The 26,177-nt window shown below is 68.2% G+C and carries 23 protein-coding genes; 15 read left to right on the top strand and 8 right to left on the bottom strand.

Annotation, left to right across the window (positions count from 1 at the left end; genetic code table 11):
• The first annotated feature begins 74 nt into the window (after positions 1-74).
• The 3 genes from U5809_RS29130 (at position 75) to U5809_RS29120 (ending at position 2,217) form a co-directional block, all read left to right on the top strand.
• Positions 75-995: a biotin--[acetyl-CoA-carboxylase] ligase gene (locus U5809_RS29130; RefSeq protein WP_282506065.1), complete on the top strand. Its 921-nt coding sequence runs from the start codon at positions 75-77 to the stop codon at positions 993-995.
• Positions 992-1,777, top strand: coding sequence for a type III pantothenate kinase (locus tag U5809_RS29125; RefSeq protein WP_322089048.1), 786 nt, complete (start codon positions 992-994; stop codon positions 1,775-1,777). The genes U5809_RS29130 and U5809_RS29125 overlap by 4 nt, the downstream gene beginning before the upstream one ends.
• Positions 1,778-1,974: 197 nt before the next feature.
• Positions 1,975-2,217 (top strand): hypothetical protein, encoded by a 243-nt coding sequence (locus U5809_RS29120; RefSeq protein WP_136472664.1) that lies wholly within the window; start codon positions 1,975-1,977, stop codon positions 2,215-2,217.
• 16 nt (positions 2,218-2,233) lie between these two features.
• Here U5809_RS29120 and rfaE2 read toward each other — a convergent pair whose 3' ends face one another.
• The 6 genes from rfaE2 to U5809_RS29090 all read right to left on the bottom strand — a co-directional run bounded on the left by rfaE2 (position 2,234) and on the right by U5809_RS29090 (position 8,232).
• A complete protein-coding gene (rfaE2, locus tag U5809_RS29115; RefSeq protein WP_176049559.1) occupies positions 2,234-2,719 on the bottom strand; it encodes a D-glycero-beta-D-manno-heptose 1-phosphate adenylyltransferase in 486 nt (161 codons plus the stop codon).
• 153 nt (positions 2,720-2,872) lie between these two features.
• Positions 2,873-3,751, bottom strand: a complete 879-nt coding sequence (locus tag U5809_RS29110; RefSeq protein WP_034189181.1) for a diiron oxygenase — start codon at positions 3,749-3,751, stop codon at positions 2,873-2,875.
• A 466-nt stretch (positions 3,752-4,217) separates the two neighbouring features.
• Positions 4,218-5,444 carry a patatin-like phospholipase family protein gene (locus U5809_RS29105; RefSeq protein WP_282506068.1) on the bottom strand — a complete coding sequence of 409 codons (1,227 nt, stop codon included), beginning with the start codon at positions 5,442-5,444 and terminating at the stop codon, positions 4,218-4,220.
• A gap of 24 nt (positions 5,445-5,468) precedes the next feature.
• Positions 5,469-6,209, bottom strand: coding sequence for a PhaM family polyhydroxyalkanoate granule multifunctional regulatory protein (locus U5809_RS29100; RefSeq protein WP_322089047.1), 741 nt, complete (start codon positions 6,207-6,209; stop codon positions 5,469-5,471).
• Between the two features lie 79 nt (positions 6,210-6,288).
• Positions 6,289-7,116, bottom strand: a complete 828-nt coding sequence (locus tag U5809_RS29095) for an enoyl-CoA hydratase/isomerase family protein (RefSeq protein WP_322089046.1) — start codon at positions 7,114-7,116, stop codon at positions 6,289-6,291.
• A gap of 123 nt (positions 7,117-7,239) precedes the next feature.
• Entirely contained in the window at positions 7,240-8,232 is a 993-nt protein-coding gene (locus U5809_RS29090) for a fumarylacetoacetate hydrolase family protein (protein ID WP_322089045.1), read from the bottom strand.
• A gap of 129 nt (positions 8,233-8,361) precedes the next feature.
• Between U5809_RS29090 and U5809_RS29085 the strand changes: the two genes are divergently transcribed.
• From U5809_RS29085 to U5809_RS29060, 6 genes are all read left to right on the top strand, one after another.
• The gene (locus U5809_RS29085; RefSeq protein WP_282506071.1) at positions 8,362-9,228 is read left to right on the top strand and encodes an IclR family transcriptional regulator; all 867 of its coding nucleotides are present in this window, start codon (positions 8,362-8,364) and stop codon (positions 9,226-9,228) included.
• Between the two features lie 125 nt (positions 9,229-9,353).
• Positions 9,354-10,646 carry a DUF3108 domain-containing protein gene (locus U5809_RS29080; RefSeq protein ID WP_322089044.1) on the top strand — a complete coding sequence of 431 codons (1,293 nt, stop codon included), beginning with the start codon at positions 9,354-9,356 and terminating at the stop codon, positions 10,644-10,646.
• Positions 10,647-10,900: 254 nt separating this feature from the next.
• The gene (locus tag U5809_RS29075; protein WP_006477667.1) at positions 10,901-11,158 is read left to right on the top strand and encodes a DUF3567 domain-containing protein; all 258 of its coding nucleotides are present in this window, start codon (positions 10,901-10,903) and stop codon (positions 11,156-11,158) included.
• A 201-nt stretch (positions 11,159-11,359) separates the two neighbouring features.
• Entirely contained in the window at positions 11,360-12,427 is a 1,068-nt protein-coding gene (locus U5809_RS29070; RefSeq protein WP_176049552.1) for a homocysteine S-methyltransferase family protein, read from the top strand.
• A gap of 30 nt (positions 12,428-12,457) precedes the next feature.
• Positions 12,458-15,187: a methionine synthase gene (gene metH / locus U5809_RS29065; protein WP_415877968.1), complete on the top strand. Its 2,730-nt coding sequence runs from the start codon at positions 12,458-12,460 to the stop codon at positions 15,185-15,187.
• Between the two features lie 152 nt (positions 15,188-15,339).
• The gene (locus U5809_RS29060; RefSeq protein ID WP_322089043.1) at positions 15,340-15,960 is read left to right on the top strand and encodes a hypothetical protein; all 621 of its coding nucleotides are present in this window, start codon (positions 15,340-15,342) and stop codon (positions 15,958-15,960) included.
• Between the two features lie 308 nt (positions 15,961-16,268).
• On the opposite strand, the gene U5809_RS29055 is transcribed toward U5809_RS29060, so the two are convergent.
• Complete coding sequence (locus U5809_RS29055) at positions 16,269-16,592, bottom strand: DUF1840 domain-containing protein (protein ID WP_011353361.1); 324 nt, start codon at positions 16,590-16,592, stop codon at positions 16,269-16,271.
• Between the two features lie 200 nt (positions 16,593-16,792).
• Between U5809_RS29055 and argS the strand changes: the two genes are divergently transcribed.
• The 6 genes from argS to U5809_RS29025 all read left to right on the top strand — a co-directional run bounded on the left by argS (position 16,793) and on the right by U5809_RS29025 (position 24,895).
• Positions 16,793-18,574 carry an arginine--tRNA ligase gene (gene argS, locus U5809_RS29050; RefSeq protein WP_282506075.1) on the top strand — a complete coding sequence of 594 codons (1,782 nt, stop codon included), beginning with the start codon at positions 16,793-16,795 and terminating at the stop codon, positions 18,572-18,574.
• A 104-nt stretch (positions 18,575-18,678) separates the two neighbouring features.
• Positions 18,679-19,587, top strand: coding sequence for an SPOR domain-containing protein (locus U5809_RS29045; protein WP_322089042.1), 909 nt, complete (start codon positions 18,679-18,681; stop codon positions 19,585-19,587).
• A 70-nt stretch (positions 19,588-19,657) separates the two neighbouring features.
• On the top strand, positions 19,658-20,296 hold the full coding sequence (locus tag U5809_RS29040; protein ID WP_176049547.1) for a thiol:disulfide interchange protein DsbA/DsbL: 639 nt from the start codon (positions 19,658-19,660) through the stop codon (positions 20,294-20,296).
• 19 nt (positions 20,297-20,315) lie between these two features.
• The gene (locus U5809_RS29035) at positions 20,316-21,089 is read left to right on the top strand and encodes an SDR family oxidoreductase (RefSeq protein ID WP_322089041.1); all 774 of its coding nucleotides are present in this window, start codon (positions 20,316-20,318) and stop codon (positions 21,087-21,089) included.
• Between the two features lie 371 nt (positions 21,090-21,460).
• Entirely contained in the window at positions 21,461-23,056 is a 1,596-nt protein-coding gene (locus U5809_RS29030; protein WP_322089040.1) for an ABC transporter substrate-binding protein, read from the top strand.
• 192 nt (positions 23,057-23,248) lie between these two features.
• Entirely contained in the window at positions 23,249-24,895 is a 1,647-nt protein-coding gene (locus tag U5809_RS29025) for an ABC-F family ATP-binding cassette domain-containing protein (protein WP_322089039.1), read from the top strand.
• 16 nt (positions 24,896-24,911) lie between these two features.
• Here U5809_RS29025 and U5809_RS29020 read toward each other — a convergent pair whose 3' ends face one another.
• Positions 24,912-25,991 (bottom strand): MBL fold metallo-hydrolase, encoded by a 1,080-nt coding sequence (locus U5809_RS29020; RefSeq protein ID WP_322089038.1) that lies wholly within the window; start codon positions 25,989-25,991, stop codon positions 24,912-24,914.
• Positions 25,992-26,177 lie beyond the last annotated feature (186 nt).

Below are 26,177 nucleotides of genomic sequence, written 5' to 3'. Positions count from 1 at the left end.
CGGCGCGCGCCGCCCCGCTGGTTGCGCGCGGCGTCCGGCGCCTGCCAGCGCCCCCTGTCGCTACAATAGGCGCCATGAACGCCCCCACCTCCTCCGACACGCCCGAATCCGGCGACGCGCACATCGCGCGCAACCGGCTCGAGGCCCATCTGGACGCCGCGCCGCGCGCGTGGCCGCTCGACATCGTCGCCGCCACCGGCTCGACCAACGCCGACGTCGCGACGCGGCTCAAGGCGCTGCCGCGCAACGCAAAGGCACTGCCCGCGCCGCTCGTACGCGTCGCGTTCGAGCAGACGGCCGGCCGCGGCCGGCAGGGCCGCCCGTGGTTCGCGCAGCCCGGCAATGCGTTGCTGTGCTCGGTCGGCTGCATCGTGCCGCGCCCCGTCGACGCGCTCGGCGGCCTCAGCATCGCGATCGGCGTCGCGCTCGCCGAAGGGCTGGCTGCGCTGCCGCTCGACGCCCGCTCGCGCGTGGCGCTCAAATGGCCGAACGACCTGTTGCTGACGGCCACCGACGACGGCGCGCCGCGCATCGTCGGCAAGCTCGCCGGGATCCTGATCGAAACCGTCTGGACCACCGCCGACGCCACCGCCGTCGTGATCGGCTTCGGCATCAACGTGCGCGGCGCGGAGGCCGTCGCCGCGCAGGTCGATGCGCTGCGTGCGCGCGAAGCGACGCTCGCGAGCGGGCTGCCGCCGGCCGCGCTGTCGATCGCGTGCGCGTCGGCCAACCTCACCGATACGCTCGCCGCGTCGCTGAACGCACTCACGCCCGCACTCGCGCAGTTCGGCACCGACGGCCTCGCGCCGTTCCTGCCGCGCTGGCACGCGCTGCACGCATACGCAGGCCGCGAAGTCGTGCTGCTCGAACAGGGCGTCGAACGCGCGCGCGGCATCGCGACGGGCATCGATGCGACCGGGCAACTGCTGCTCGACACGCCGAACGGCGTGCAGACGATCGCGGCCGGCGACGTGTCGCTGCGCGAAGCGCAATGAGCGAGCCGCACCTGCTGATCGACGCCGGCAACAGCCGGATCAAGTGGGCGCTCGCCGACGCGCAGCGCACGCTCGTCGACACGGGCGCGTTCGGCCACGCGCGCGATGGCGGCGCCGATCCCGACTGGTCGCATCTGCCGCAGCCGCGCGGCGCCTGGATCTCGAACGTCGCGGGCGCCGACGTCGCCGCGCGGATCGACGCGCTGCTCGATGCGCGCTGGCCGGGGCTGCCACGTACGACGATCCGCTCGCGGCCCACGCAATGCGGCGTGACGAACGGCTATACGACGCCCGAGCAGCTCGGCAGCGATCGCTGGGCCGGCCTGATCGGCGCACATACAGCATTTCCGGGCGAGCATCTGCTGATCGCGACGTTCGGCACCGCGACGACGCTCGAGGCGCTGCGCGCGGACGGCCGCTTCACGGGCGGGCTGATCGCGCCGGGCTGGGCGCTGATGATGCGCGCGCTCGGCACGCACACCGCGCAGTTGCCGACGCTGACCACCGATATCGCGAGCGGCCTGCTCGCGGGCGCGCAGACCGAGCCGTTCCAGGTCGATACGCCACGCTCGCTGTCGGCCGGCTGCCTGTATGCGCAGGCCGGGCTGATCGAACGCGCCTGGCGCGACCTTGCCGAAGCGTGGCAGGCGCCCGTGCGACTCGTGCTGGCCGGCGGCGCGGCGGACGACGTCGCGCGCGCGCTGACGGTCCCGCATACGCGGCACGATGCACTGATCCTGTCCGGGCTCGCGTTGATCGCGGCCGAAGCCGCGCAGGATTGACGGAACAGGCGCGGGCATCGCGCCGGTGCGTGGCGACGCGGGTCCGGACGGACATGCGGCACGCTGACGAAGCGAGATGCGCGGGGCGGCTGCAACAGCCCGCGCAATCGACCGGCGGAAGCCATGAAAAAGCCGGCCACGCGGCCGGCTCGACTGAATGACGTGAACGACGTCGATGACGACAAGGAGTTTCGACGATGCTGCGCTGGCTGATCGCTGTTCTCTTTCTCGCCAACATGCTCGCGTTCGTGGTGGCGCGCGGCGTGTTCGGGCCGCTGCCGTCGGCCGGCCCGCGCGAACCCGGCGTGCTGTCGCGGCAGGTCCGGCCCGATGCGCTGCGCGTGACGCCGCTCGCGCAGGCGACCGACCAACCCGTCGTCGGTGGCCCGATCGCGCCGCCAGCCATCACGACCGCGCCGCTCGCGGCATCCGCGCCCTGACGGCGCCGGGCCGCGCTCAGGACTGCTGCGCGCGCACCTTCTTCAACAACGCGGTGGTCGAGCGGTCGTGCTCGAACGGAATCGCCAGCGCACGGCCGCCCCAGCCGCGCACGAGCGCCGATTCCGGCAGCGCATCCATGTCGTAGTCGCCGCCCTTCACGAGGATGTCCGGACGGACGGCCTCGATCAGCGACACCGGCGTCTGTTCCCCGAACGTCACGACCCAGTCGACGCTTTCCAGCGCCGCGAGCAGTGCCGCGCGGTCTTCTTCTCGGTTGATCGGCCGGTCGTCGCCCTTGCCGAGCATGCGCACCGACGCATCGCTGTTCACGCCGACGATCAGGCACGCGCCGAGCGCTTTCGCATCGGCGAGATACGTGACGTGGCCGCGGTGCAGGATGTCGAAGACGCCGTTGGTGAACACGACGGGCGACGGCAGCGACGCGCGCAGCGCGACGAGAGCATCACGGGTGATCAGCTTGCGTTCGAAGGTAGCGGACATGGTGGAGATCGGACGGAATGGGCAACGGCGCACGCGACGGCGGCACCAGATAAAAAGCCCGCCGGGCTGGCCAGGCGGGCTTCATGCAACGGACACGGCACTGCGGCGGCACCCGGCCGGCGCGATTCACGCCGGCGGCGGGGCCTGCCGGCCTCAGGCCGGCTGGGCGGCCGACGACGGGCCGCTTTCGGCCTGCAGGCGGCCGGTGACTTCCTTGCGGTAGCGGTTCAGTTCCTGCGCGGTCGCGAACGTGCGCTCGAACAGGATCGACAGGTTGTGCAGGATGCGCTCCACGACCTTCTTTTCCCACTCGCCGTCGAAACGGATCTGCTCGTCGAGCCAGCGCTCGAGCCATTCCGGATCGGGCAGGCGCGACTGCACGGTGTCGCGCGGGAACAGCGCCTGGTTCACGTGCAGGTTGGTCGGGTGCAGCGGCTTCTCGGTGCGGCGCGCCGACGCCATCAGCACGCCGATCTTCGCGAACGCGGCACGGGCGACGTCGCCGCAGTTGTTCAGCGCCTTCTTCATGTAGCGCAGGTACGCACCGCCATGACGTGCTTCATCGCGCGAAATCGTTTCGTAGATCTGCTTGATGACGGGCTCGGTGTGCCAGTCGGCCGCGCAACGGTACCAGTGGTTCAGGCGGATTTCGCCGCAGAAGTGCAGCATCAGCGTCTCGAGCGGCGGCGCCGGGTCGAACTGGAAGCGCACCGCGTGCAGTTCCTCTTCGGTCGGCACCATGTCCGGCTTGAAGCGGCGCAGGTATTCCATCAGCACGAGCGAATGCTTCTGCTCTTCGAAGAACCACACGCTCATGAACGCGGAAAAGTCGCTGTCGTGCTGGTTGTCGCGCAGGAACATTTCCGTCGCGGGCAACGCCGACCATTCGGTGATCGCGTTCATCTTGATCGTCTTCGCCTGTTCGTCGGTGAGCAGCGAAGCGTCGAACTTGTCCCACGGAATGTCCTTCTCCATGTCCCAGCGGACGGCTTCGAGCGACCTGTAAAGTTCCGGATAAAGCATCGTGTTCATGATGGTCCCACCCCTGTTCTGCGCAATGCGACTTCTCTAAACGTGACTGTTGCCGCGCAAGCGCACCACGCGCGCTTTTTGCAGCCAAGACTCTAATTTTACGCGGGAAACCGACCCGCCGGACGCTGATTCCTCGTCCGGCAGCCGGGCGGCCGCGTCGCCGCCGTTGGACATGCCGCAGCCACGCTCCGTTCGGACGGAGCCGGCCACGCTTGCCTGAGTTGGGGACCGGCGCCGGCCGGCTCGTTGGCGCGCCCGTCCCCTGCCCCAGGCGGGTTCCCCGGAGGGTCCCGTGCGGATGCCGGATCGGCGGGCTGCTCGATATGGTGTATACGGCGGCGGCCATGATAGCACGCGTGAATGACGGTTCCGAGACGGCGGCCCGGTCGCGCGCCGCCATCCGCGGTGCGGCGATCGGTCGCGGGCAACCGTCGCGAAAACGCAACCTTACATTCTCCTGCGCGTGTCAGACCCGTATTTTGCCGGCGGCAAGACCGTCCTCCGGGGGCCTGCCGGCCGCCGGCGCGCTGCCGCCGTCCGCCTGCGCGATCCAGCCGGCCAGCGCGTCGCGTTGCGCGCGCCCGTCGACGTAGCCGAGTTCGATCAGCTCGCGCGTGAACGCCTCCTCGAACAGCAGGTAGCTCGCGAACGACGCGCCGGCCGGCTGGCTGCCGCCGATCGCGCCGAGCAGCCCGCGCATGGTCGCAGGCATCTGCTTCAGGTGCTTCGCGGCGATCAGCTCGATGCGCTCGGACGGCGCGATCGCGAGCACGTCGACGTGCCGCCAGCCGCTGTCGACCTCGACCTGGTGCGGCAGGTGCTCGATCATCCGGTTGATGTGCTCGATGCGTTCGATGTCCGAGCCGATCGAGTCGAGGAACACGCTCGCGAGCACCTGCTGGCCGATCTGCGCGAGCGTCGGGTAGCCCCGCACCAGCCCGGCGCCGTTCGCGGCCGGGATCTCGGGCCGCGGGTCGGCCGCGCCGACGACGACGATCCGGTCCGCGCCGAAGTGGATCGCCGGCGACAGCGGCGCGATCTGCCGGATCGACCCGTCGCCGAAGTATTCGATCTGCCCGTCGAGCACGAGCGGCACGGCCGGGAACACGAACGGGATGGCCGACGACGCGAGCAGGTGCGACGCCGACAGGTCGACGAGCCGCGCGGTGCGCTGCGCGCGCCGCCACGCCTGGATCGGCTGCGCCGCCTGGTAGAACGTCAGGTGCCGGCCGCTCGAATAGCTGAGCGCGGTAATGGAAAGCGCATGCAGCAGGCGCGCCTCGAGCATCTGCTCGATCCGGTGGAAGCTCAGCTCGCGCTGCAGCAGGTGCGCGAGCGGCGTGTTGTCGAGCAACCCGCGCGGCGAGCGGCGGGCCGCCCAGCCGAAGGTCATCGCCGCGAGCCAGCGCGCGCCGGCGGCCGCGATGCCGAGCCAGTCGCTGCGATACACGTAATCGGCGCGCAGCGGCTCCCAGAACTCGAGCAGGCGCCGCACGCCGTGAGAGAAATCGTCCGCGTGGCTCGCGAGCGACGTCGCGTTGATCGCGCCGGCCGACGAGCCGCAAACAACCGCGAACGGCAGCGTGTGCCGCTGCGGATCGGCTTCGCGTGCGATCTCGGCCAGCGCCTTCAGCACGCCGACCTGGTAGGCGGCACGCGCACCGCCCCCCATCAGAACGAGCGCGAGCCGCATGATCGACCTGCTACCTGCGCCGCGTCACGTCGAGCGCTTCGGCGGACGCGTTTCGGGCGACGAAGCGGCGGCTGCGCGCGCGGCGGCCGAACCGGACGGCTTCGCGCGCTTCGCGGCGGGCTTGCGCGGCGCGGCGGCGGCCGGCGCCGGCTTCGCGGCCGGCTCCGGTGCGGCGGCCGCGTCCGGCTGCGCGTCGCCCGGCGCCGCAGGCTGCATGCCCGGCTGCGCCATCGCGAGGCTCGCGAGCTGGTTGAACTGCGACTGCAACAGGTTCCACCAGCCGGCCGGGTCGAACGCCTGCTGCGTGGCGTCGCCCGCGGACGCATCGGTGGCATCCGGCGCCGGCGACGCGTCGCCGGACGGCGCGGCCTTCGCCGCCTGCGCGGCGGCAACGGCCGCTTCCTCGGCCGCCGACATCGAGCTTTGCGCGAACGCGCCGAACGCACGCAGCGTCGCGAGCGTCGCACGCTGCACCTCGAGCGCCTGGATCGCGGACTGCAGCATCCCGAGGTTGAGCTTCAGCCACTGCTCGACCGCGCGCAGATCGGTGATCCGCTTGTCGAGCTCCTCGACGTTCGTGAGCGGCGACATCATGTCGGACATGCTCGACAGCGACGGCGGCAGCCCTTGCGTGGCGCCCGGGAACGGCGTCATCCCGCCGAACGGCGACATCCGGACCATGTCCCACATGCGGTCCATCATGTCGGCGGGCTTGAAGCCGGCAAAACCGGCGAAAGGGTTGGCGCCGGAGGCATCGGTCGTCATACGGGCATCCTGGTTGACTGGGGGAGCGAGGCGGCCGCCATGCGTCGCGCAGCCGCGCGTGGTTCGATCATAGCGCGCGTCAGAACGGCGCGTCGCCGGGGAACGCGGGCGGGCGCCGCTCGCGCAGCGAACGGATGCCTTCCTGCACGTCGGGCCCCGCGAAGCCCATGAATTCGAGCGCGAGCGACGTATCGAAGGTCGGCCCGGCCGAACGCAGCCAGTTGTTCAGCGCGTACTTGGTCCAGCGGATCGCCGACTGCGAACCGTGCGCGAGCCGCTCGGCCACCTCGTACGCCTTCGGCAGCAGGTCGGCCGGCTCGACCGCAAGCGAGACCAGCCCGATCCGTTCGGCCTCCGCGCCGCTCACGGGCTCGCACAGCAGCAGGTAGTACTTCGCCTTCGCCATCCCGCACAGCAGCGGCCACACGATCGCCGCGTGGTCGCCGGCCGCGACGCCGAGCCGCGTATGGCCGTCGATGATGCGCGCGTCCTGCGCGGCGATCGAGATGTCGGCGAGCAACCCGGCGACGAGCCCCGCGCCGACGGCCGGGCCATGCATCGCCGACACGATCGGCTTGCTGCAGTTGATCACGTTGTAGACGAGGTCGCGCGCCTCGCGCCACACGCGGGCGCGCACGTCGAAGTCGTTCGCCATGTCCTCGACGAGCGCGAGATCGCCACCCGCCGAAAAGCCCTTGCCTTCGCCGCGGATCACCGCGACGCGCGTGTCGGGATCGCGATCGACGTCGCGCCAGATATCGGCGAGCTCACGATGCATGCGCGCGTTCGCGGTCGCGAGGCCGCTACGGTTCGCGCCCTCGCCGCTCATCACGATGTCGAGCACGCCGTGGTCGCGGCGCGTCACCTTCAATGCTTCGTAACCGCCGTACGCGGCGAGATCGGCCATGTGCCGCTCCTTGTTCGAGGCTCTCGAGTCGAGTGTAGCCAAGCCCGCGCGGCCAAACATCAGGCGAAACCCGGCGCGCGGGCCGAAGCCGGGTTTCGCGGTACGTCGCGTGCGCCGCGCGGCTTACGCCGTGCCGTCGGGCGGGGCGACCGACTGCTCGATCGCGCCGAAGATCGACTTGCCGGCCGCGTCGAACATCTCGATGCGCACGGTGTCGCCGTAGCGCATGAATTCGGTCTGCGGCGCACCGTGCTCGATCGTCTCGAGGCAGCGCTTCTCGGCGATGCAGCAGTAGCCGCGCTTCGCGTCCTTGTTCGACACCGTGCCCGAGCCGACGATCGAGCCGGCACGCAGGTTGCGCGTCTTCGCCGCGTGCGCGACCAGCTGGCCGAAGTGGAACACCATGTCGGTGCCCGCATCGGGCTGGCCGACTTTCTTGCCGTTCCAGTGGACGATCATCGGCCGGTGTACGCGGCCTTCGCGCCATTCGTCGCCGAGCTCGTCGGGCGTCACGGCGACCGGTGCGAATGCGGTGGCCGGCTTGCTCTGGAAGAAGCCGAAGCCCTTCGCGAGTTCGGCCGGAATCAGGTTGCGCAGCGACACGTCGTTCACGAGCGTGACGAGGCGCACGGCCTTCAGCGCGGCGTCGGGCGAGGTGCTCATCGGCACGTCGCCGGTGATCACCGCGACTTCCGCCTCGAAATCGATGCCCCATTCCTCCGACGGGCACACGACGTCGTCGCGCGGCCCCAGGAAATCGTCGCTGCCGCCCTGGTACATCAGCGGGTCGGTCCAGAACTCGGGCGGCATCTCCGCGCCGCGCGCACGGCGCACGAGCTCGACGTGGTTCACGTACGCGGAGCCGTCGGCCCACTGGAACGCGCGCGGCAGCGGCGCCATGCAGTTGGCCGGATCGAACGCGAATGCATTGCGCGCGCGGCCGTGGTTCAGCGCGTCGTACAGTTCGCGCAGCTGCGGCGCGTAGAACGCCCAGTCGTCGAGGACGCGCTGCAGCGTCGGCGCAATCGCATCGGCGATCGCCGCGGTGTGCAGGTCGCGCGACACGACGATCAGCTGGCCGTCGCGCGTGCCGTCCTTCAGCGAAGCAAGTTTCATAGGGGGACTCTGGCGTTGTAGTGACGATGGAGGGAATCTATTTTACGATGGTGAATCCATGCGGCGCGCGACGATCGCGCCTGCCGTTTTCACCCCGATTCCTGCCGCATTCTCGCGCACCCGCTGCCCATGCCCGCCAACCCGCTTCCCGACGACGATCTCGCCGACTCCGACACCGACGACGCCACCTCCGGCGAGAACGGCGAGAAGGTCCGTTCCGGCATTCAGTCGATCGAGGTCGGCTTTCGCCTGCTCGACGTGCTGACGAGCGAGCCGCGCGCGATGATGCTGCGCGATCTCGCGCAGCGCGCGGGCATGAGTCCCGCGAAGGCGCACCGCTACCTCGTCAGCTTCTCGCGGCTCGGCGTCGTGTCGCAAGACCCCGTTTCCGGGCGCTACGAGCTCGGCGGCTTCGCCTTGCAGATGGGGCTCGCGCGACTCGCTCGCGTCGACGGCGTGAAGCTCGCGCGGATCGCGCTGACCGAATTCCGCGACCGCCTCGACCAGACGGTCGGCATCGCGGTGTGGGGCAACCAGGGGCCGACGATCGTGCACTGGATGGAGTCGAGCCACCCGGCGAAGGCGTCGCTGAAGCTCGGCGACGTGATGCCGCTGCTCGGCTCGGCAACCGGCCTGCTGTTCGCCGCGTACCTGCCGCGCAGCAAGACCGCCGCGATGCTCGAGCGCGAACTCGCCGACACGCGCCGCTCGCCGCACCACGGCGGCCCGCGCACGCTCGACGAGGTCGACGCGGTGCTTGCCGACGTGCGCAAGCACGAGGCCGCACGCGTCGAAGGGATGCTGCTGCCGACGATCCACGCGTTCTGCATGCCCGTGTTCGATGCGGTCGGCGAACTCGCGCTCGCGATCGTCGCGCTCGGCCAGGAAGGCTCGTTCGACATCGCGTGGGGCGGAGAGATCGACACCGCGCTGCGCGCATGCGCGCAAAAACTGTCTTACGAACTCGGCTATAGTCCCGACGCACGCGACGCCTGACGCACCGGATTCGCCCCACCGACTCGCCCCACGTCAAGCAGCGCGAACGCGCGGCGCATCCGGCGGTCCGATTCCTGTGGCGCGCCGTGCGCCCGACGTCACGCGACCGCCCCGATCCTGTTCCGATGCCCATGCCGCCTGCCGACATCCGCCCGAGTCACGCCCTGCCCCGCCGCTGGCTGCGCGTGGCCGTCGCGCTCGTCGTCGTGCTGGTGCTGCACGCACTTGCCGCGTTCTGGCTGATGCGCAACCGCGATGCATTCACGCCGCCGCCGGCCGAGATCCCCGTCCAGATCGAACTGCTGAAAGCGCAACCGATCGAGCGCCAGCCCGCGCCGCCTGCTCCCAAGCCGGTCGAGCATCCGGCCGCACCTGCGCCGGCCGCCCCCAAGGCCGCCGCGCCAAAGCCCGAACCGAAGCCCGAGCCGGTCCTCACGTCGACGCAGACGGCCGAGCACGGCGAACCGCCGGCTGCCGCCTCCGCCGCGAGCGGCGTATCGGGCGCAACCGGCGCATCGGGTGCGCACGCCGCGTCGGCCGCCGGCGCCAGCAGCGCCGCCACGCCCGGCCCCGCGACGAGCGGCGTGAAATTCGCCGCGCCGCCGTCCGGCGACCTGCAGTACGACACGTTCTACAACGGCATGCAGAACACGATCGGCACGATCCGCTGGCGCACGGACGGGCATACGTACGACCTGTCGGTGTCGATGCCCGTGCCGTTCGTCGGCCCGTTCACCTATCGCAGCGAAGGCCGCATCGACGCATTCGGCGTCGCGCCCGACCGTTACGTCGAGAAGCGCGGCAAGCGGCCGGAAGACATCGCGATCTTCAACCGCGAGATCCGGCAGGTCGTGTTCACGCGCACGCCGAACAACGCGCCGCTGCCCGACGGCGTGCAGGACCGCTTCAGCATGCTGATGCAGCTGTCGGGGCTCGTACGCGGCAATCCGTCCGCGTACAAGCCGGGCGTCACGCAGCAGTTTTTCGTGATCGACAACAACAGCGGCGAGACCTGGCCGATCGCGGTGATCGGCGACGAGCAGGTGCAGACGCAGGCCGGCATCATCGACGCACGGCACTTCATGCGCCTGCCGCGCCGCGACGGCGACACGCGCCGCATCGACATGTGGCTCGCACCCTCGCTGGGCTGGCTGCCCGCGCGACTCATGCAGACCGAGCCGAGCGGCGCGCAGATCGAACTGGTGTGGCATGGCCGCCTGGCGGCGCCGAACGTGCCTGCCGACGTCGCGCCTGCAGGCGGCGCAACGAACGCGCCCGCCGGCGCACCGGCGGCCGATGCATCGGCCGCACCGGCCGCGGAACCGGCACAACCCGCGCCGCCGGCCGCCGTGCAACCGCCCGCACAACCAACTGCACAACCGGCTGCACCGCCGGCATCTTCGACTGTCACACAGTGAACTCGCGCGTGAACGCGCACGATTCGGCAATTTCGACCGACTACAGATTTCCTTGAAATGGCCGATGACACTCTTTAACAACTATTTCCGTCCACCGGCAGACAATGAGAAACGTTTCATAGACATCGGCTTCTAACCGATACACCCCACGCAAACGGGAACGGGGTGTGCAGCGCAAGCCCCTTGAAACCGGCAAGGCTCGCCCCACCTAGGGGACAACAAGGCCAGATGCCACTGCGAAGAGGAGTGCCGCCATGCAAATGATCTACAACAGCCCCAACTACTGCGTCGTCGAATTTGCGCCGCAGGCCGGTCATCACCTGATGAATGCCGGCGGATACGAAATCGTCGACAAGAACGCGCAGCGCGAGATCTTCATCGACGGCGAACTTGCCGAACGATTCCGCGCGCACGTGAAACAGCTGATCGAGGATGAGCCGTCGCTCGACGAAGTCGACGAATTCCTCGGACAATTCGACAGCCTGATGATGATGCCCGTCGTGCTGCACTGACGACCCGTTGCCCGGCGCCTCGTGCGGCCGGGCCTTTCGCCGCGCACCGACGCGGCGCCGCGAGCACTCCGATCACACCCCCGCCCGGTCCGCCGGCGGGGGTTTTCATTTGGCGGGCGGGCTGGCGCCGCGCAAGGCCGGGCGGCACCCAGGCGCACCGGCTACAATGGCGGTTTTCCCGTCTTCGCCGGTCCTTCGCCCATGTCTGCGACTCCTCTCGCCGCTTCCGCCCCGCTCGACGCGCCCTACACGCGCGGCGCCGCCCTGCCCGCGCTGCTGAAATCGCGCATCCTGATCCTCGACGGCGCGATGGGCACGATGATCCAGCGCTACAAGCTCGACGAAGCCGCGTATCGCGGCGAGCGCTTCAAGGATTTCCCGCGCGACATCAAGGGCAACAACGAACTGCTGTCGATCACGCAGCCGCAGATCATCCGCGAGATCCACGATCAGTACTTCGCGGCCGGCGCCGACATCGTCGAGACCAACACGTTCGGCGCGACGACCGTCGCGCAGGCCGACTACGGGATGGAAGATCTCGTCGTCGAGATGAACGTCGAATCGGCGAAGCTCGCGCGCGAATCGGCCGCGAAATACGCGACGCCGGACAAGCCGCGCTTCGTCGCGGGCGCGATCGGGCCGACGCCGAAGACGGCCAGCATCTCGCCGGACGTCAACGATCCGGGCGCGCGCAACGTCACGTTCGACGAGCTGCGCACGTCGTACTACCAGCAGGCGAAGGCGCTGCTCGACGGCGGGGTCGACCTGTTCCTCGTCGAGACGATCTTCGACACGCTGAACGCGAAGGCCGCGCTGTTCGCGCTCGACGAGCTGTTCGAGGACACCGGCGAGCGCCTGCCGATCATGATCTCGGGCACCGTCACCGACGCATCGGGCCGGATCCTGTCGGGCCAGACGGTCGAGGCGTTCTGGAATTCGCTGCGCCATGCGAAGCCGCTCACGTTCGGCCTGAACTGCGCACTCGGCGCGGCGCTGATGCGCCCGTACATCGCCGAGCTCGCGAAACTGTGCGACACCTACGTGTCGTGCTACCCGAACGCGGGCCTGCCGAACCCGATGAGCGACACGGGCTTCGACGAAACGCCGGACGTCACGTCGGGCCTGCTGAAGGAATTCGCGCAGGCCGGGCTCGTGAACCTCGCGGGCGGCTGCTGCGGCACGACCCCCGAACACATCGCCGAAATCGCGAAGGCGCTCGCCGACGTGAAGCCGCGCCGCTGGCCGAACCAGTACAGCGACAACGCCTGACCCGACCGCCCCACGTCCTTCATCAAAAGAATTCGCACCGCCATGACCGATCACATGATGCGCCTTGCCGGCCTCGAGCCGTTCAACGTCACGTCCGGGACGCTCTTCATCAACGTCGGTGAACGCACCAACGTCACCGGCTCGAAGGCGTTCGCACGGATGATCCTCAACGGCCAGTTCGACGAGGCGCTCGCCGTCGCGCGCCAGCAGGTCGAGAACGGCGCGCAGGTGATCGACATCAACATGGACGAGGCGATGCTCGATTCGAAGGCGGCGATGGTGCGCTTCCTGAACCTGATCGCATCGGAGCCGGACATCGCGCGCGTGCCGATCATGATCGACTCGTCGAAGTGGGACGTGATCGAGGCCGGCCTCAAGTGCGTGCAGGGCAAGGCGATCGTGAACTCGATCTCGCTGAAGGAAGGCGAGGAAGCGTTCCGCCACCACGCGAACCTGATCCGCCGCTACGGCGCGGCCGCCGTCGTGATGGCGTTCGACGAGACCGGCCAGGCCGATACCTACGAACGCAAGACCGAAATCTGCAAGCGCTCGTACGACTTCCTCGTGAACGAAGTCGGCTTCCCGCCGGAAGACATCATCTTCGACCCGAACATCTTCGCGGTCGCGACGGGCATCGAGGAGCACAACAACTACGCTGTCGACTTCATCGAGGCGACCCGCTGGATCAAGCAGAACCTGCCGTACGCGAAGGTGAGCGGCGGCGTGTCGAACGTGTCGTTCTCGTTCCGCGGCAACGACCCGGTGCGCGAGGCGATCCACACCGTGTTCCTGTATCACGCGATCCAGGCCGGGATGGACATGGGCATCGTGAACGCGGGCCAGCTCGGCGTGTACGCCGATCTCGACGCCGAACTGCGCGAGCGCGTCGAGGACGTGATCCTGAACCGTCGCGAGGATTCCACCGACCGCCTGCTCGAGATCGCCGACAAGTTCAAGGCGGGCGGCGCGAAGAAGGAAGAGAACCTCGAGTGGCGCAACCAGCCGGTCGAGAAGCGGCTCTCGCATGCGCTGGTGCACGGCATCACGACCTTCATCGTCGAGGACACCGAAGAAGTGCGCGCGAAGATCGACGCGGCCGGCGGCCGTCCGATCAACGTGATCGAAGGCCCGCTGATGGACGGGATGAACATCGTCGGCGACCTGTTCGGCCAGGGCAAGATGTTCCTGCCGCAGGTGGTGAAATCGGCGCGCGTGATGAAGCAGGCCGTCGCGCACCTGATCCCGTTCATCGAGGAAGAAAAGCGCCTGCTCGCGGAAGCGGGCGGCGACGTGCGCGCGAAGGGCAAGATCGTCATCGCGACCGTGAAGGGCGACGTGCACGACATCGGCAAGAACATCGTGTCGGTCGTGCTCCAGTGCAACAACTTCGAAGTCGTCAACATGGGCGTGATGGTCCCGTGCAACGAGATCCTCGCGAAGGCGAAGGTCGAGGGCGCGGACATTATCGGGCTGTCGGGCCTCATCACGCCGAGCCTCGAGGAAATGGCGTACGTGGCATCCGAAATGCAGCGCGACGACTACTTCCGCGTGAAGAAGATTCCGCTGCTGATCGGCGGCGCGACGACGTCGCGCGTGCACACGGCCGTGAAGATCGCGCCGCACTACGAAGGCCCGGTCGTCTACGTACCCGACGCATCGCGCTCGGTGTCGGTCGCGTCGAACCTGCTGTCCGACGAAGGCGCGGCGAAGTACCTCGACGAGCTGAAGTCCGACTACGAACGCATCCGCGACCAGCACGCGAACCGCAAGGCGCAGCCAATGGTCACGCTCGAGCAGGCGCGCGCGAACAAGACGAAGGTCGACTGGGCGGGCTACCGGCCCGTGAAGCCGAAGTTCATCGGCCGCCGCGTGTTCAAGAACTACGACCTGAACGAACTCGCGAACTACATCGACTGGAGCCCGTTCTTCCAGACCTGGGATCTCGCGGGCCCGTACCCGGCGATCCTGAACGACGAGATCGTCGGCGAATCGGCGCGACGCGTGTTCTCCGACGCGAAATCGATGCTCGCGCGCCTGATCCAGGGCCGCTGGCTGACCGCGAACGGCGTGATCTCGCTGCTGCCGGCGAACACCGTCAACGACGACGACATCGAGATCTACAGCGACGAATCGCGCTCGGAAGTGCTGATGACGTGGCGCAACCTGCGCCAGCAGAGCGTGCGCCCGGTGGTCGACGGCGTGATGCGGCCGAACCGCTCGCTCGCCGACTTCATCGCGCCGAAGGAATCGGGCGTCGCCGACTACATCGGGATGTTCGCGGTGACGGCCGGCCTGGGTGTCGACGTAAAGGAAAAGCAGTTCGAAGCCGATCACGACGACTACAGCGCGATCATGCTGAAGGCGCTCGCCGACCGCTTCGCGGAAGCGTTCGCCGAAGCGATGCACGCACGCGTGCGCCGCGAGCTGTGGGGCTACGCGAGCGGCGAGACGCTCGACAACGACGCGCTGATCGCGGAAAAGTACGCGGGCGTCCGCCCGGCGCCCGGCTACCCGGCCTGCCCCGACCACCTCGTAAAGCGCGACATGTTCGACGTGCTGCACGCGGACGAGATCGGCATGAGCGTGACCGATTCGCTGGCGATGCTGCCGGCCGCAAGCGTGTCGGGCTTCTACCTCGCGCATCCGGACAGCACGTACTTCTCGGTCGGCAAAATCGGGCAGGATCAGCTCGAGGACTACGCGCAGCGCATGGCGCTGTCGCTCGACGACGCGCGCCGCGCGCTCGCGCCGCAGCTGTAACCGACGGAACCGCGGCGCCTGCGCCGCCCCCCACCACAACGCGCCCCGGTCATGGGGCGTGTTGCACAACACGACAATCAATCAGGATAACTAATCTCAATAATCGGCATCGTCACCGCAGAAGCGTCGGGCTCTCTAGCGCGGACGCATCGATGCTGCGTCCCCAGCCCGAACCTCGCCCCGCCATGCAGACCTTCGAGATCCGGATCACCGAAACACCAATCGACGAGACCGTTCCATTCCCGCCGATGCGCTACCGTGGCGAACGCTGGGATCTGAGCCACTTGCGTCCGTTGACCTTCACGTGCGACCTGGAAACCGGATTCGACGTGACGGTCCTTGTCCTGTTCTCCTGCCACTGCTTCACGCGCAGCTTCAAGTGGGACCCGCGTACCCGCGACGCCATTCCGGCCGACGAGATCTACGACGACGGCCGCGAAGTGCGCGTGCTCTGCGCGGATCGGTATCGGGCATCGCGGCAACTGTTGCGTGACGTGATTACCGGGCTGGCGACGCGACGGATCGTCGTTGCGAACGAACGGCAACCCAATTTCGTGACGGTGGAGGCAGTGTCGTCGGACGGTATGCCACGCGTGTACGCGGTGTTCTTCGAGGTTTCGAAGGACCGCGCCAGAAAACGCCGGCTCATCCTGCGGGTGCAGTCTGCGTACATGCTGGATGGCGACCTGACGAGACGCCAGCGGGAAGCCCGGAAGGTGACATTGCGCACGCTGCTGCGCGCGAGCCTGGAAGGCCGCAAGATCCGGGCGTAGAAAAACCAACGGCTGCCTCTCGGCAGCCGTCGCATGCGGGATTCTCTTTCCGCCTCTCGACGGAGTACCCACTCCAGGTGGGGCCCGAGAACTCGGGCGGCGCTATGTTTTCGCACCCGCTTTCACATAGTCTTGCGTTGAATTATAAGGAAATTCTGCTCTTTCCGTCAATGCGGGCGAGCTGCGGACGGCTCGTTATCGGACCCATGATCGTTCGCCGCCACTGTTTTGTCAGACAAAATAAAAGCCCGCTCGGAAGCGGGCTTTTTCTTGTCCTACCAATCTCTCGAACTGCTAGGCAAGGAAGCTCAGAAGCCCCAGTGCACGTCGGCCTCGCCGGCCTTCGCTTCGCGCAGCATCGTGAGGAACGGTGCGACGCGCTGTGCCAGGCTCGGCGGCACTTCGTGATGCGCGTGGTCGGCTTCGTCCTCGTGGAAATGGCCGGCATGCTCGGCGCGTTCCTGCTTCGCCTGCGCAACGGCGCCTTCCAGCTTGGCGATCGCGTGGTCCAGCTCGTCGTGCGTAATCACACCGCGCTCGCCCAGCTGCTTGCCGACGAGACCCAGCACATACACGGCGAAATCCTTCAGCACGTCGAGATCCTGTGCCGCCTTGCTCTTGAACGTAATCATGACAATTCCCTTTTCATCTTGTTGTGCCTGCGCGGCGCGGTTGGGGAACGCCGGCAGACCGGCGTCCGGCCTCGCGGACGCGGGCCGCCTGAGCGGCATATTAGCACCTGTTAAAATTCTGCGATCCCTGAAACGCGCGCTTAAAAAGCGCGCCGGCGGGCCGGCGTTTCCGGCCGCCACCAACGAAGCCTTCTACCAGCATGCTGCCAGCACACAAACAGACCCTCGAAGCCCTGCTCGCGGATAGCGTCAAGCAGGTCGCACACGCGCTGAAAGGCGCCGACGCGGCGTCCGTCGCCCCGACCATCACGCTGGAGCGCCCGAAAGTCGCCGCGCACGGCGACGTCGCGTGCAACGTCGCGATGCAGCTCGCCAAGCCGCTCGGCACGAACCCGCGCCAGCTCGCCGAGCAGATCGTCGCGGCGCTCACCGCCCAGCCGGGCGCGCAAGGCCTCGTCGAAGCCGCCGAGATCGCCGGCCCCGGCTTCATCAACCTGCGCCTGTCGGCCGCCGCGAAGCAGGCGGTGATCGCCGCCGTGTTCGACCAGGGCCGCGCGTTCGGCACGTCGGATCGCGAGAAAGGCAAGCAGGTGCTGCTCGAATTCGTGTCGGCGAACCCGACCGGCCCGCTGCACGTCGGCCACGGCCGCCAGGCCGCGCTCGGCGACGTGCTCGCGAACGTGATCGCGAGCCAGGGCTACGCGGTGCACCGCGAGTTCTACTACAACGACGCGGGCGTGCAGATCGGCAACCTCGCGATCTCGACGCAGGCCCGCGCACGCGGCCTGAAGCCGGGCGACGCGGGCTGGCCGGAAGCCGCGTACAACGGCGAATACATCGCCGACATCGCGCGCGACTTCCTGGCCGGCGAAACGGTCGCCGCATCGGACGGCGAGCCGGTCAAGGGCACGGGCGACGTCGAGGATCTCGACGCGATCCGCAAGTTCGCGGTTACCTACCTGCGTCGCGAGCAGGACATGGACCTGCAGGCGTTCGGCGTGAAGTTCGACCAGTACTACCTCGAGTCGTCGCTGTACAGCGAAGGCCGTGTCGAGAAGACGGTCGACGCGCTGGTCAAGGCCGGCATGACCTACGAACAGGACGGCGCGCTGTGGCTGCGCACGACCGACGAAGGCGACGACAAGGATCGCGTGATGCGCAAGTCGGACGGCACGTACACGTACTTCGTGCCGGACGTCGCATACCACGTAACCAAGTGGGAGCGCGGCTTCACGAAGGTGATCAACATCCAGGGCTCGGACCACCACGGCACGATCGCGCGCGTGCGCGCCGGCCTGCAGGGGCTGCACATCGGGATTCCGAAGGGCTACCCCGACTACGTGCTGCACAAGATGGTCACCGTGATGCGCGACGGCCAGGAAGTAAAGATCTCGAAGCGCGCGGGCAGCTACGTGACGGTGCGCGACCTGATCGAATGGTCGGGCGGCGCGGCGGCGGGCCAGGAAGCGGCACCCGACCTGATCGACGAGGCGACCATCACGCGCGGCCGTGACGCGGTGCGGTTCTTCCTGATCTCGCGCAAGGCCGATACCGAGTTCGTGTTCGACATCGACCTCGCGCTGAAACAGAACGACGAAAACCCGGTCTATTACGTCCAGTACGCGCATGCGCGGATCTGCTCGGTGCTCAACGAACTGAAGTCGCGCTACAACGTCGACGTCGCGCAGCTGCCGGGCGCCGACCTGTCGCAGCTGACGAGCGCGCAGGCGACGTCGCTGATGCAGAAGCTGGCCGAGTATCCGGACATGCTCACGCACGCAGCGAACGAGCTGGCGCCGCACGCGGTCGCGTTCTACCTGCGCGACCTCGCTGGCGAATTCCACTCGTTCTACAATGCGGAGCGCGTGCTGGTCGACGACGAAGCGCCGCGCAATGCGCGCGCCGCGCTCCTCGCCGCGACCCGGCAGGTGCTCGAGAACGGTCTGGCGGTGCTCGGCGTATCCGCGCCCGCCAAGATGTAACGATGTAAGCGGCCCGATCCGGGCAGCGAATGGCCGCGGCAGCGCCCGCCACAGGCGCGCCCGCCGCGGCCCTTTCACGATTCTTTTTGCAGGTAACTCAAGCAATGGCACAACCACGCCGAACTTCGAAGCAATCGAAACAAGCCGGAGGGACATTTCTTGGAATCGTGCTGGGCCTGATTGTCGGCCTCGCGATCGCCGTGGTGGTGGCGCTCTACATCACGCGCTCGCCGTCGCCGTTCGTGTCGAAGGTCGCGCCGCCGCCGGCCGACAACGGCGCGAGCCAGCCGCAGCAGTTCGACCCGAACCGCGCGCTGCAGGGCAAGACGCCCGGCCAGCCGGTGCCGCAGGCCGCGCAGCCCGCGCCGCCGAACACCGCGCCCGGCCAGGCCGCGAACCAGACCCAGGGCGGCCTGCTGCCCGAGCCGCAGATCGTCGAAGTGCCGCCGTCGGCCAACGGGTCGAGCGGCTCGAACAACACCGGCAGCTCGAGCAACACGACCGCGTCGAACAATACGTCGTCGGGCAACGGCGTCGCCGTCGCACCGAAGCCGGCCGACACCACGCCGCCGCCGAAGAAGACGCAACAGGCGCAGCAACAGCAGCAACAGCAGCAAGGCGGCGAGGACGATCTCGCACGCTTCGCCGCGCAGAAGCAGGCGCAGCAGGCTGCCGCGCAAAAGCAGCAACAGCAGCAGCTGGCCGCGAACACGCCGAAGCCGACGTCGTCGGCTGCCGCGGCAGCAGCGAAGCCGCCGACCGCGAACGACGCGAACACCGGCTACTTCCTGCAGGTGGGCGCTTACAAGACCGAAGGCGACGCCGAGCAGCAGCGCGCGCGCCTCGGCTTCCAGGGCTTCGAGTCGAAGGTATCGAAGCGCGACGTCAGCGGCGTGACCTATTTCCGCGTGCGTGTCGGCCCGTTCTCGAAGTTCGAGGAGATGAACTCGGCCCGTCAGCGCCTGTCCGATGCAGGTGTCGACACGGCGGTGATCCGCTTCACGAAGCAGTAAGCCAACCGGCCGAGCCCACGCAGAACCCGTTACGTTCCGTAACCCGAGCAACTGATTCGACGTTCACAACATGAAAAAACTGCTTAGCACGCTCCTTCTGTCCCTGGGCCTGGCTGCCGGCCTGGCCCAGGCTTCGCCCGCCGCACCGGTCGCCGGCAAGGACTTCGAGGTGATGAAGTCGCCGCAGCCGGTGTCCGCACCGGCCGGCAAGGTCGAGGTGATCGAGTTCTTCTGGTACGGCTGCCCGCACTGCTACGAATTCGAGCCGACGATCGAGGCCTGGGTGAAGAAGCAGGGCAACAACATCGACTTCAAGCGCGTGCCGGTCGCCTTCCGCGACGATTTCGTCCCGCACTCGAAGCTGTACTACGCGGTGTCCGCGCTCGGCATCTCCGAGAAGGTCACGCCGGCGATCTTCAACGCGATCCACAAGCAGAAGAACTACCTGCTGACGCCGCAGGCGCAGGCCGACTTCCTGGCCACGCAGGGCGTCGACAAGAAGCAGTTCATGGACGCGTACAACTCGTTCAGCGTGCAGGGCGAGGTGAACCAGTCGGCCAAGCTGCTGAAGGACTACGCGATCGACGGCGTGCCGACGGTCGTCGTCAACGGCAAGTACAAGACGGGCCCCGCTTACACGAACAGCATCCCCGGCACGGCCCAGGTGCTCGACTTCCTCGTGAAGCAGGTTCAGGACAAGAAGCTCTGATCCCCGTCCGCGCACCGGCATGACTACTCCGCTGAAAGTCTTCATCACCGGTGCGTCGAGCGGCCTCGGCCTCGCGATGGCCGAGGAATACGCCCGCCAGGGCGCCACGCTCGCCCTCGTCGCGCGACGCACCGATGCACTCGATGCGTTCGCGCGGCGATTCCCCAAGCTGTCCATCTCCGTCTATTCCGCCGACGTGCGCGATGCCGACGCGCTCGCGACGGCCGCCGCGTCGTTCATCGCGACGCACGGCTGCCCCGACGTCGTGATCGCGAACGCGGGCATCAGCCAGGGCGCCGTCACGGGCCAGGGCGATCTCGCGACGTTCCGCGACGTGATGGACATCAACTACTACGGGATGGTCGCGACGTTCGAGCCGTTCGTCGGCCCGATGACGGCCGCGCGCCACGGCACGCTGGTCGGCGTCGCGAGTGTCGCCGGCGTGCGCGGCCTGCCGGGCTCCGGCGCGTACAGCGCGTCGAAATCGGCCGCGATCAGGTATCTCGAAGCGCTGCGCGTCGAGCTGCGCCCGGCCGGCGTCGGCGTCGTGACGATCGCGCCCGGCTACATCCGCACGCCGATGACCGCGCACAACCCGTACCGGATGCCGTTCCTGATGGACGCCGACCGCTTCGCCGCACGCGCGGCGCGCGCAATCGCGCGGCAGCACGCGTTCCGCGTGATTCCGTGGCAGATGGGCGTCGTCGCGAAGGTGCTGCACGTGCTGCCGCGCTGGCTGTACGATCGCCTGTTCGAGAAGGCGCCGCGCAAGCCGAAGGCCGGCGCGCACTGATCGGCCAACCGGCCCGCGCGAAGCATCGCGGGCCGCTTCCCGGCTTCTCCTCACCGACGCCTGACGGCTTCGACACTTCGATTCGCGGCACGCCCGCGCCGCTCCCGCGCTCTCCCCGCCGCGCTGCTGTCCGGCGCCCCCGGCGCCGATGCGCCTGCGCTCACCGCCGCCTACCCCCGCTCGCCGCCCGAACACCCATTCCGTCGCGAACGCAGCCGTTTTTCGGTCAATTACCCGCGTTCCGTCGCCTTTTTTCACGCGCCGCGCGCTTTGACGGTATGCTATTCGCCAGCCGCGCCGGCCCCACCCGTTTCCGGGCCGCGCCCGCATCCCGTCACCCAGCAAAAAACACAAGCCACGTGGGAGATCCTATGCAGGTCAAGCTGTTCGCCGCGGCCACGCTCGCCGCCGCCCTCGCCGCCCCCGGCCTCGCCGCCGCCAAGCCGCTCACCGTCTGCACGGAATCGAGCCCGGACGGCTTCGACGTCGTGCAGTACAACTCGCTCGTCACGACCAACGCGTCGGCCGACGTGATCTTCAACACGCTCGTGTCCTACGACGAAGCCGCGAAGAAGGTCGTACCCGCGCTCGCCGACAAATGGGAAGCGAGCGCCGACGGCCTCACGTACACGTTCCACCTGCGCCCGAACGTCGCGTTCCAGACCACCGACTATTTCAAGCCGGGCCGCACGCTGAATGCGGACGACGTCGTGTTCACGTTCACGCGGATGCTCGACGATTCGAACCCGTGGCACAAGGTGGCCGGCGCGAGCGGCTTCCCGCACGCGCAGTCGATGGGCCTCGTGAAGCTCGTCAAATCGGTCACGAAGGTCGACGACAGCACGGTGAAGTTCGTGCTGAACGAGCCGAACGCGACGTTCGTGCCGATCCTGACGATGGGCTTCGCCTCGATCTACTCGGCCGAATACGCGGACCAGCTGCTGAAGGCCGGCAAGCAGGCCGACCTGAACGCGAAGCCGGTCGGCACGGGCCCGTTCGTGCTGAAGAGCTATACGAAGGACGCGCTGATCCGCTACGACGTGAATCCGGCGTACTGGGGCGCGAAGCCGAAGGTCGACCGGCTGATCTACGCGATCACGCCCGACCCGTCGGTGCGCCTGCAGAAGGTGAAGGCCGGCGAATGCCAGATCGCGTTGTCGCCGAAGCCGCAGGATGTGCTCGCCGCGAAGGGCGAAAGCGCGCTGAAGGTCGTGCAGACGCCCGCGTTCATGACCGCGTTCGTCGCGCTGAACACGCAGAAGAAGCCGCTCGACAACGACAAGGTGCGCGAGGCGCTGAACCTCGCGTTCGACCGCGCGACCTACCTGAAGGTCGTGTTCGACAACACCGCGACGGCCGCGAACAACCCGTATCCGCCGAACACGTGGAGCTACGCAAAGGACGTCTCGCCGTATGCGTACGATCCCGCGAAGGCGAAGCAGCTGCTCGCGCAGGCCGGCTTCCCGAACGGCTTTTCGACGACGATCTGGACGCGCCCGACCGGCAGCGTGCTGAACCCGAACCCGAAGGTCGGCGCGGAACTGCTGCAGGCCGACCTCGCGAAGATCGGCGTGAAGGCGGAAGTGAAAGTGATCGAATGGGGCGAACTGATCAAGCAGGCGAAGCTCGGCCAGCATGACATGCTGTTCATGGGCTGGGCCGGCGACAACGGTGATCCGGACAACTACCTGTCGCCGCTGTTCAGCTGCAACGCGGTGAAGTCGGGCATCAACTTCGCGCGCTTCTGCGATGCGCAACTCGACAAGCTGATCGCCGACGGCAAGTCGACCGCCGACCAGGCCAAGCGCGCGAAGCTGTACGAATCGGCGCAGAAGATCATCCACGACCAGGCGCTGTGGATCCCGCTCGGCTACCCGACCGCCGCGGCACTGACGCGCACGAACGTGAGCGGCTATCACGTGAGTCCGTTCGGACGCCAGAACTTCACGACGGTCGCCGTACAGTAACCGCACGTGGCGCGCAAGCGACGGCGTTCGCGCCGCTCGCTTGCAGCCCGCGCGTTTCGCTTGCTACACTGCGCGCCTATTCCTCATACCGGACGCCAGCCAAAGTGAACAACTAAGCCTTCCCGAAATGTTTTCGCCGCCCGTGCCACGCACGCCGCGCGCGAAGGTCTTCACGCATTTTTGGAGGTGCTTATGGCTGCAGCCACGCCCACCGGCGCGCTCGTCGCGCTTCATCACGTTTCCTTCCGCTTCGACGACGGCATCACGCTGTTCGATTCGTTCGACCTGTCCGTCGATCGCACGCCGACCGGCATCGTCGGCCGCAACGGCATCGGCAAGAGCCTGCTCGCGCAACTGATCGCGGGTCGCCGCGCACCGGGCACGGGGACGATCGAGCGGCACACGCCCGTCGTCTACGTCGCGCAGCAGCACGACGACGTCAACGCGAAGGCAAACCCGCGAACCGTCTCGCAGATCGCCGCGCTCGATGCGCCGCTCGGCGCGCTCGCGCGTCTCGCGGAAGGCCGCGCGGAACCGCACGACTTCGACCTGATCGGCGATCGCTGGGATCTCGCGGAACGACTGCGCACGGCGCTCGACGCGGCCGGCCTGCACGACGTCCGACCCGACACGCCCGCACGCGCACTGAGCGGCGGCCAGCTCGCGCGCGTCGCGCTGATCGGCGCGTTGCTGTCCGGTGCCGGGCTGCTCGTGCTCGACGAACCGACCAACCATCTCGATGCACCGGGCCGTGCATGGTTGCGCGCGGCGCTCGACGGCTGGCGCGGCGGCCTCGTCATCGTGAGCCACGATCGTGCGCTGCTCGCCGGTGTGCAGCGCATCGTCGAGCTGACGCCGCAAGGCGTGCGCTCGTATGGCGGCAACTACGCGTTCTACCGCGCGCAGCGCGACGCGGATCAGGATGCCGCGCAAGCGGCGCTCGACAACGCGCGAGCCGAACGCGGACGCGTCAGGCGCAGGCTCGAACAGGAACATGACACGATCCAGCGCCACGCGGCCGCGTCGCTGCGCGATGCGAAGACGGCCAACCTGTCGTCGATGGCAAAACAGAGCCGCAAGGGCGCGGCGCGCAACATCATGGGGCAGGTCCGGCGCCACCAGAACGAATTCAAGGTAACGCTCGACGAACGCGTGCAGCAGGCGGCCGCGCGCGTCGAAGCCGATGCGCCCGTGCTGGTGTCGCTGCCGGGCACCGAGGTCAGCGCGCGCCGCCAGCTGTTCACGCTCGAACGCGCGCAACTGCCATGGCGCATCGCCGGCGCGGCCGATGCGATCACGTGGTCGGCGAGCGGCCCCGTGCGCATTGCGCTGACGGGCCCCAACGGCTGCGGGAAATCGACGCTGCTGCGGATGCTCGCAGGCGAGCTCGCGCCGCGCTCGGGCGCCTGCACGACGCACGTGCGCGCTGCGTATCTCGACCAGCGGCTCGCACTGCTCGATCCGGAGCGCTCGATCGTCGAGCAACTGGGGCTGCTCGATACGCCGCTCGCCGAAGGCGACCTGCGCAGCCGGCTCGCGCTGCTGCAGCTCGACGCGGCGCGCGCGACGCAGCAGACGCGACAACTGAGCGGCGGCGAACGGCTGAAGGCCGCGCTCGCATGCGCGTTGTGGCGCGGCACGCCCGCGCAACTGCTGCTGCTCGACGAGCCGACCAACCACCTCGATCTCGAATCGGTGCGTGCGATCGAAGCCGCCTTGGCCGGCTTCCCCGGTGCGATCGTGATCGCATCGCACGACACCGCGTTTCTCGCGGCGCTCGACCCGACGCACACGATGCAATGGCATCGCGACGGGTGGCGCTACGAACCCGTCGCATGAGGAGAACGAAGCGGTGTCAGCCGGCCGTGCGGAACCGCAGCACGCCGTCGTCGCCCTGCTCGCGCACGAGTTCGCCCGCGAGCCACAGCAGGTTCAGGTGCGCGAGCGCCTCGCCGAGCGCGAACGTCATCTGGTGGATGTCGAGCTCGCGGCGGCGGAACATGATCGGCACGACGTCCGCTGCGCTCATCGGCTTCTCCGCGCACGCGACGCGCACTTCCGCGAGCCGCGCGTCATGGTGTTCGCGCAGTTGGGCGATGCGCGTGCGCACGCCGCGGAACGGCTTGCCGTGCGACGGCAGCACGAGCGTATCGGGCGCCATCGTCTCGTAGCGGCCGAGCGACTGCAGGTACAGCGCGAGCGGGTTTCCTTCCGGCTCGAGGTCGAACACGGACACGTTCGTCGAGATTCGCGGCAGCACCATGTCGCCGGAGATCAGCACACCATCCGCTTCGCTGTGGAGCGCGCAATGTTCAGGCGAATGGCCGAAGCCCGTGACGACGCGCCACGTGCGCGCGCCGATCGTCACCGCATCGCCTTCGCGCAGGCGCCGGTAGCGCGGCGGCACGGCCGGCACGAGATCCGAGTAGTAGTTGCGGCGGTTGCGCAGCTTGTCGAGCGCGGCCGGATCGGTGAGCCCGTGGCGCGCGAAGTGATCGGCGGCTGCGGCGCCGCCCGCGTTCGAGCCGTTGCCGGCCGCCATCAGGCAGCCGAACATGTATTCGCCGAGCGTCATCCACAGCCGCACGTTCCAGCGGCCCTGGTCACCGCCTTCGCACAGCCAGTTCGCGAGGCCGAAGTGATCGGGGTGGCAGTGCGTGACGAGCACGCGCAGCACGGGCAGGCCGTCGAGATGCGTGTCGAAGATCTGTTCCCAGTGCGTGCGGATCGCGTCCGACGAGATCCCGCAATCGACGATCGTCCAGCCGGCCTGCCCGTCGATCTCGTCGCGCAGGAGCCAGAGGTTGATGTGGTCGAGCGAGAACGGCAGCGGCATGCGCAGCCAGCGCACGCCGGGCGCGACCTCGAACGTGTCGCCCGCGGCGGGCAGCGTGTCGGCGAAGGGGTAATCGAGTTGGTGTTCCAGTGCGTTCATCGGTGGGGCGTCTCGTCGTTATCGGTGCGGATGCACGCCGGCGGCAGGCACGGCGGGCGTTGCGTCGATTCTATCGCCGTCGCGCGAAACGCGTGCCCGGCGGCGGCCGAGCGGTCAAAAAAAGTTCGTGCCAGAATCGGTTCCGTACCCGTATCTTTACGCGAAGATGCACCGATCCGCACGCAA

The sequence above is a fragment of the Burkholderia sp. BCC1999 genome (assembly GCF_905339975.1).
Taxonomy (GTDB): domain Bacteria; phylum Pseudomonadota; class Gammaproteobacteria; order Burkholderiales; family Burkholderiaceae; genus Burkholderia.
Note: the sequence above shows the minus strand (reverse complement) of the source record. Positions and strands in the feature narration are given on the sequence as shown.

Excerpts from the sequence above, each read along its gene's own strand:
- U5809_RS29130 (WP_282506065.1), top strand. The coding sequence starts at position 75 with ATGAACGCCCCCACCTCCTCCGACACGCCCGAATCCGGCGACGCGCAC.
- U5809_RS29035 (WP_322089041.1), top strand. The coding sequence starts at position 20,316 with ATGACTACTCCGCTGAAAGTCTTCATCACCGGTGCGTCGAGCGGCCTC.
- U5809_RS29125 (WP_322089048.1), top strand. The coding sequence starts at position 992 with ATGAGCGAGCCGCACCTGCTGATCGACGCCGGCAACAGCCGGATCAAG.
- U5809_RS29105 (WP_282506068.1), bottom strand. The coding sequence starts at position 5,444 with ATGCGGCTCGCGCTCGTTCTGATGGGGGGCGGTGCGCGTGCCGCCTAC.
- rfaE2 (WP_176049559.1), bottom strand. The coding sequence starts at position 2,719 with ATGTCCGCTACCTTCGAACGCAAGCTGATCACCCGTGATGCTCTCGTC.
- U5809_RS29080 (WP_322089044.1), top strand. The coding sequence starts at position 9,354 with ATGCCCATGCCGCCTGCCGACATCCGCCCGAGTCACGCCCTGCCCCGC.
- U5809_RS29085 (WP_282506071.1), top strand. The coding sequence starts at position 8,362 with ATGCCCGCCAACCCGCTTCCCGACGACGATCTCGCCGACTCCGACACC.
- U5809_RS29110 (WP_034189181.1), bottom strand. The coding sequence starts at position 3,751 with ATGAACACGATGCTTTATCCGGAACTTTACAGGTCGCTCGAAGCCGTC.
- U5809_RS29040 (WP_176049547.1), top strand. The coding sequence starts at position 19,658 with ATGAAAAAACTGCTTAGCACGCTCCTTCTGTCCCTGGGCCTGGCTGCC.
- U5809_RS29100 (WP_322089047.1), bottom strand. The coding sequence starts at position 6,209 with ATGACGACCGATGCCTCCGGCGCCAACCCTTTCGCCGGTTTTGCCGGC.
- U5809_RS29020 (WP_322089038.1), bottom strand. The coding sequence starts at position 25,991 with ATGAACGCACTGGAACACCAACTCGATTACCCCTTCGCCGACACGCTG.
- U5809_RS29090 (WP_322089045.1), bottom strand. The coding sequence starts at position 8,232 with ATGAAACTTGCTTCGCTGAAGGACGGCACGCGCGACGGCCAGCTGATC.
- U5809_RS29055 (WP_011353361.1), bottom strand. The coding sequence starts at position 16,592 with ATGATTACGTTCAAGAGCAAGGCGGCACAGGATCTCGACGTGCTGAAG.
- argS (WP_282506075.1), top strand. The coding sequence starts at position 16,793 with ATGCTGCCAGCACACAAACAGACCCTCGAAGCCCTGCTCGCGGATAGC.
- U5809_RS29030 (WP_322089040.1), top strand. The coding sequence starts at position 21,461 with ATGCAGGTCAAGCTGTTCGCCGCGGCCACGCTCGCCGCCGCCCTCGCC.
- U5809_RS29045 (WP_322089042.1), top strand. The coding sequence starts at position 18,679 with ATGGCACAACCACGCCGAACTTCGAAGCAATCGAAACAAGCCGGAGGG.
- U5809_RS29075 (WP_006477667.1), top strand. The coding sequence starts at position 10,901 with ATGCAAATGATCTACAACAGCCCCAACTACTGCGTCGTCGAATTTGCG.
- U5809_RS29060 (WP_322089043.1), top strand. The coding sequence starts at position 15,340 with ATGCTGCGTCCCCAGCCCGAACCTCGCCCCGCCATGCAGACCTTCGAG.
- U5809_RS29025 (WP_322089039.1), top strand. The coding sequence starts at position 23,249 with ATGGCTGCAGCCACGCCCACCGGCGCGCTCGTCGCGCTTCATCACGTT.
- U5809_RS29120 (WP_136472664.1), top strand. The coding sequence starts at position 1,975 with ATGCTGCGCTGGCTGATCGCTGTTCTCTTTCTCGCCAACATGCTCGCG.
- U5809_RS29095 (WP_322089046.1), bottom strand. The coding sequence starts at position 7,116 with ATGGCCGATCTCGCCGCGTACGGCGGTTACGAAGCATTGAAGGTGACG.
- U5809_RS29070 (WP_176049552.1), top strand. The coding sequence starts at position 11,360 with ATGTCTGCGACTCCTCTCGCCGCTTCCGCCCCGCTCGACGCGCCCTAC.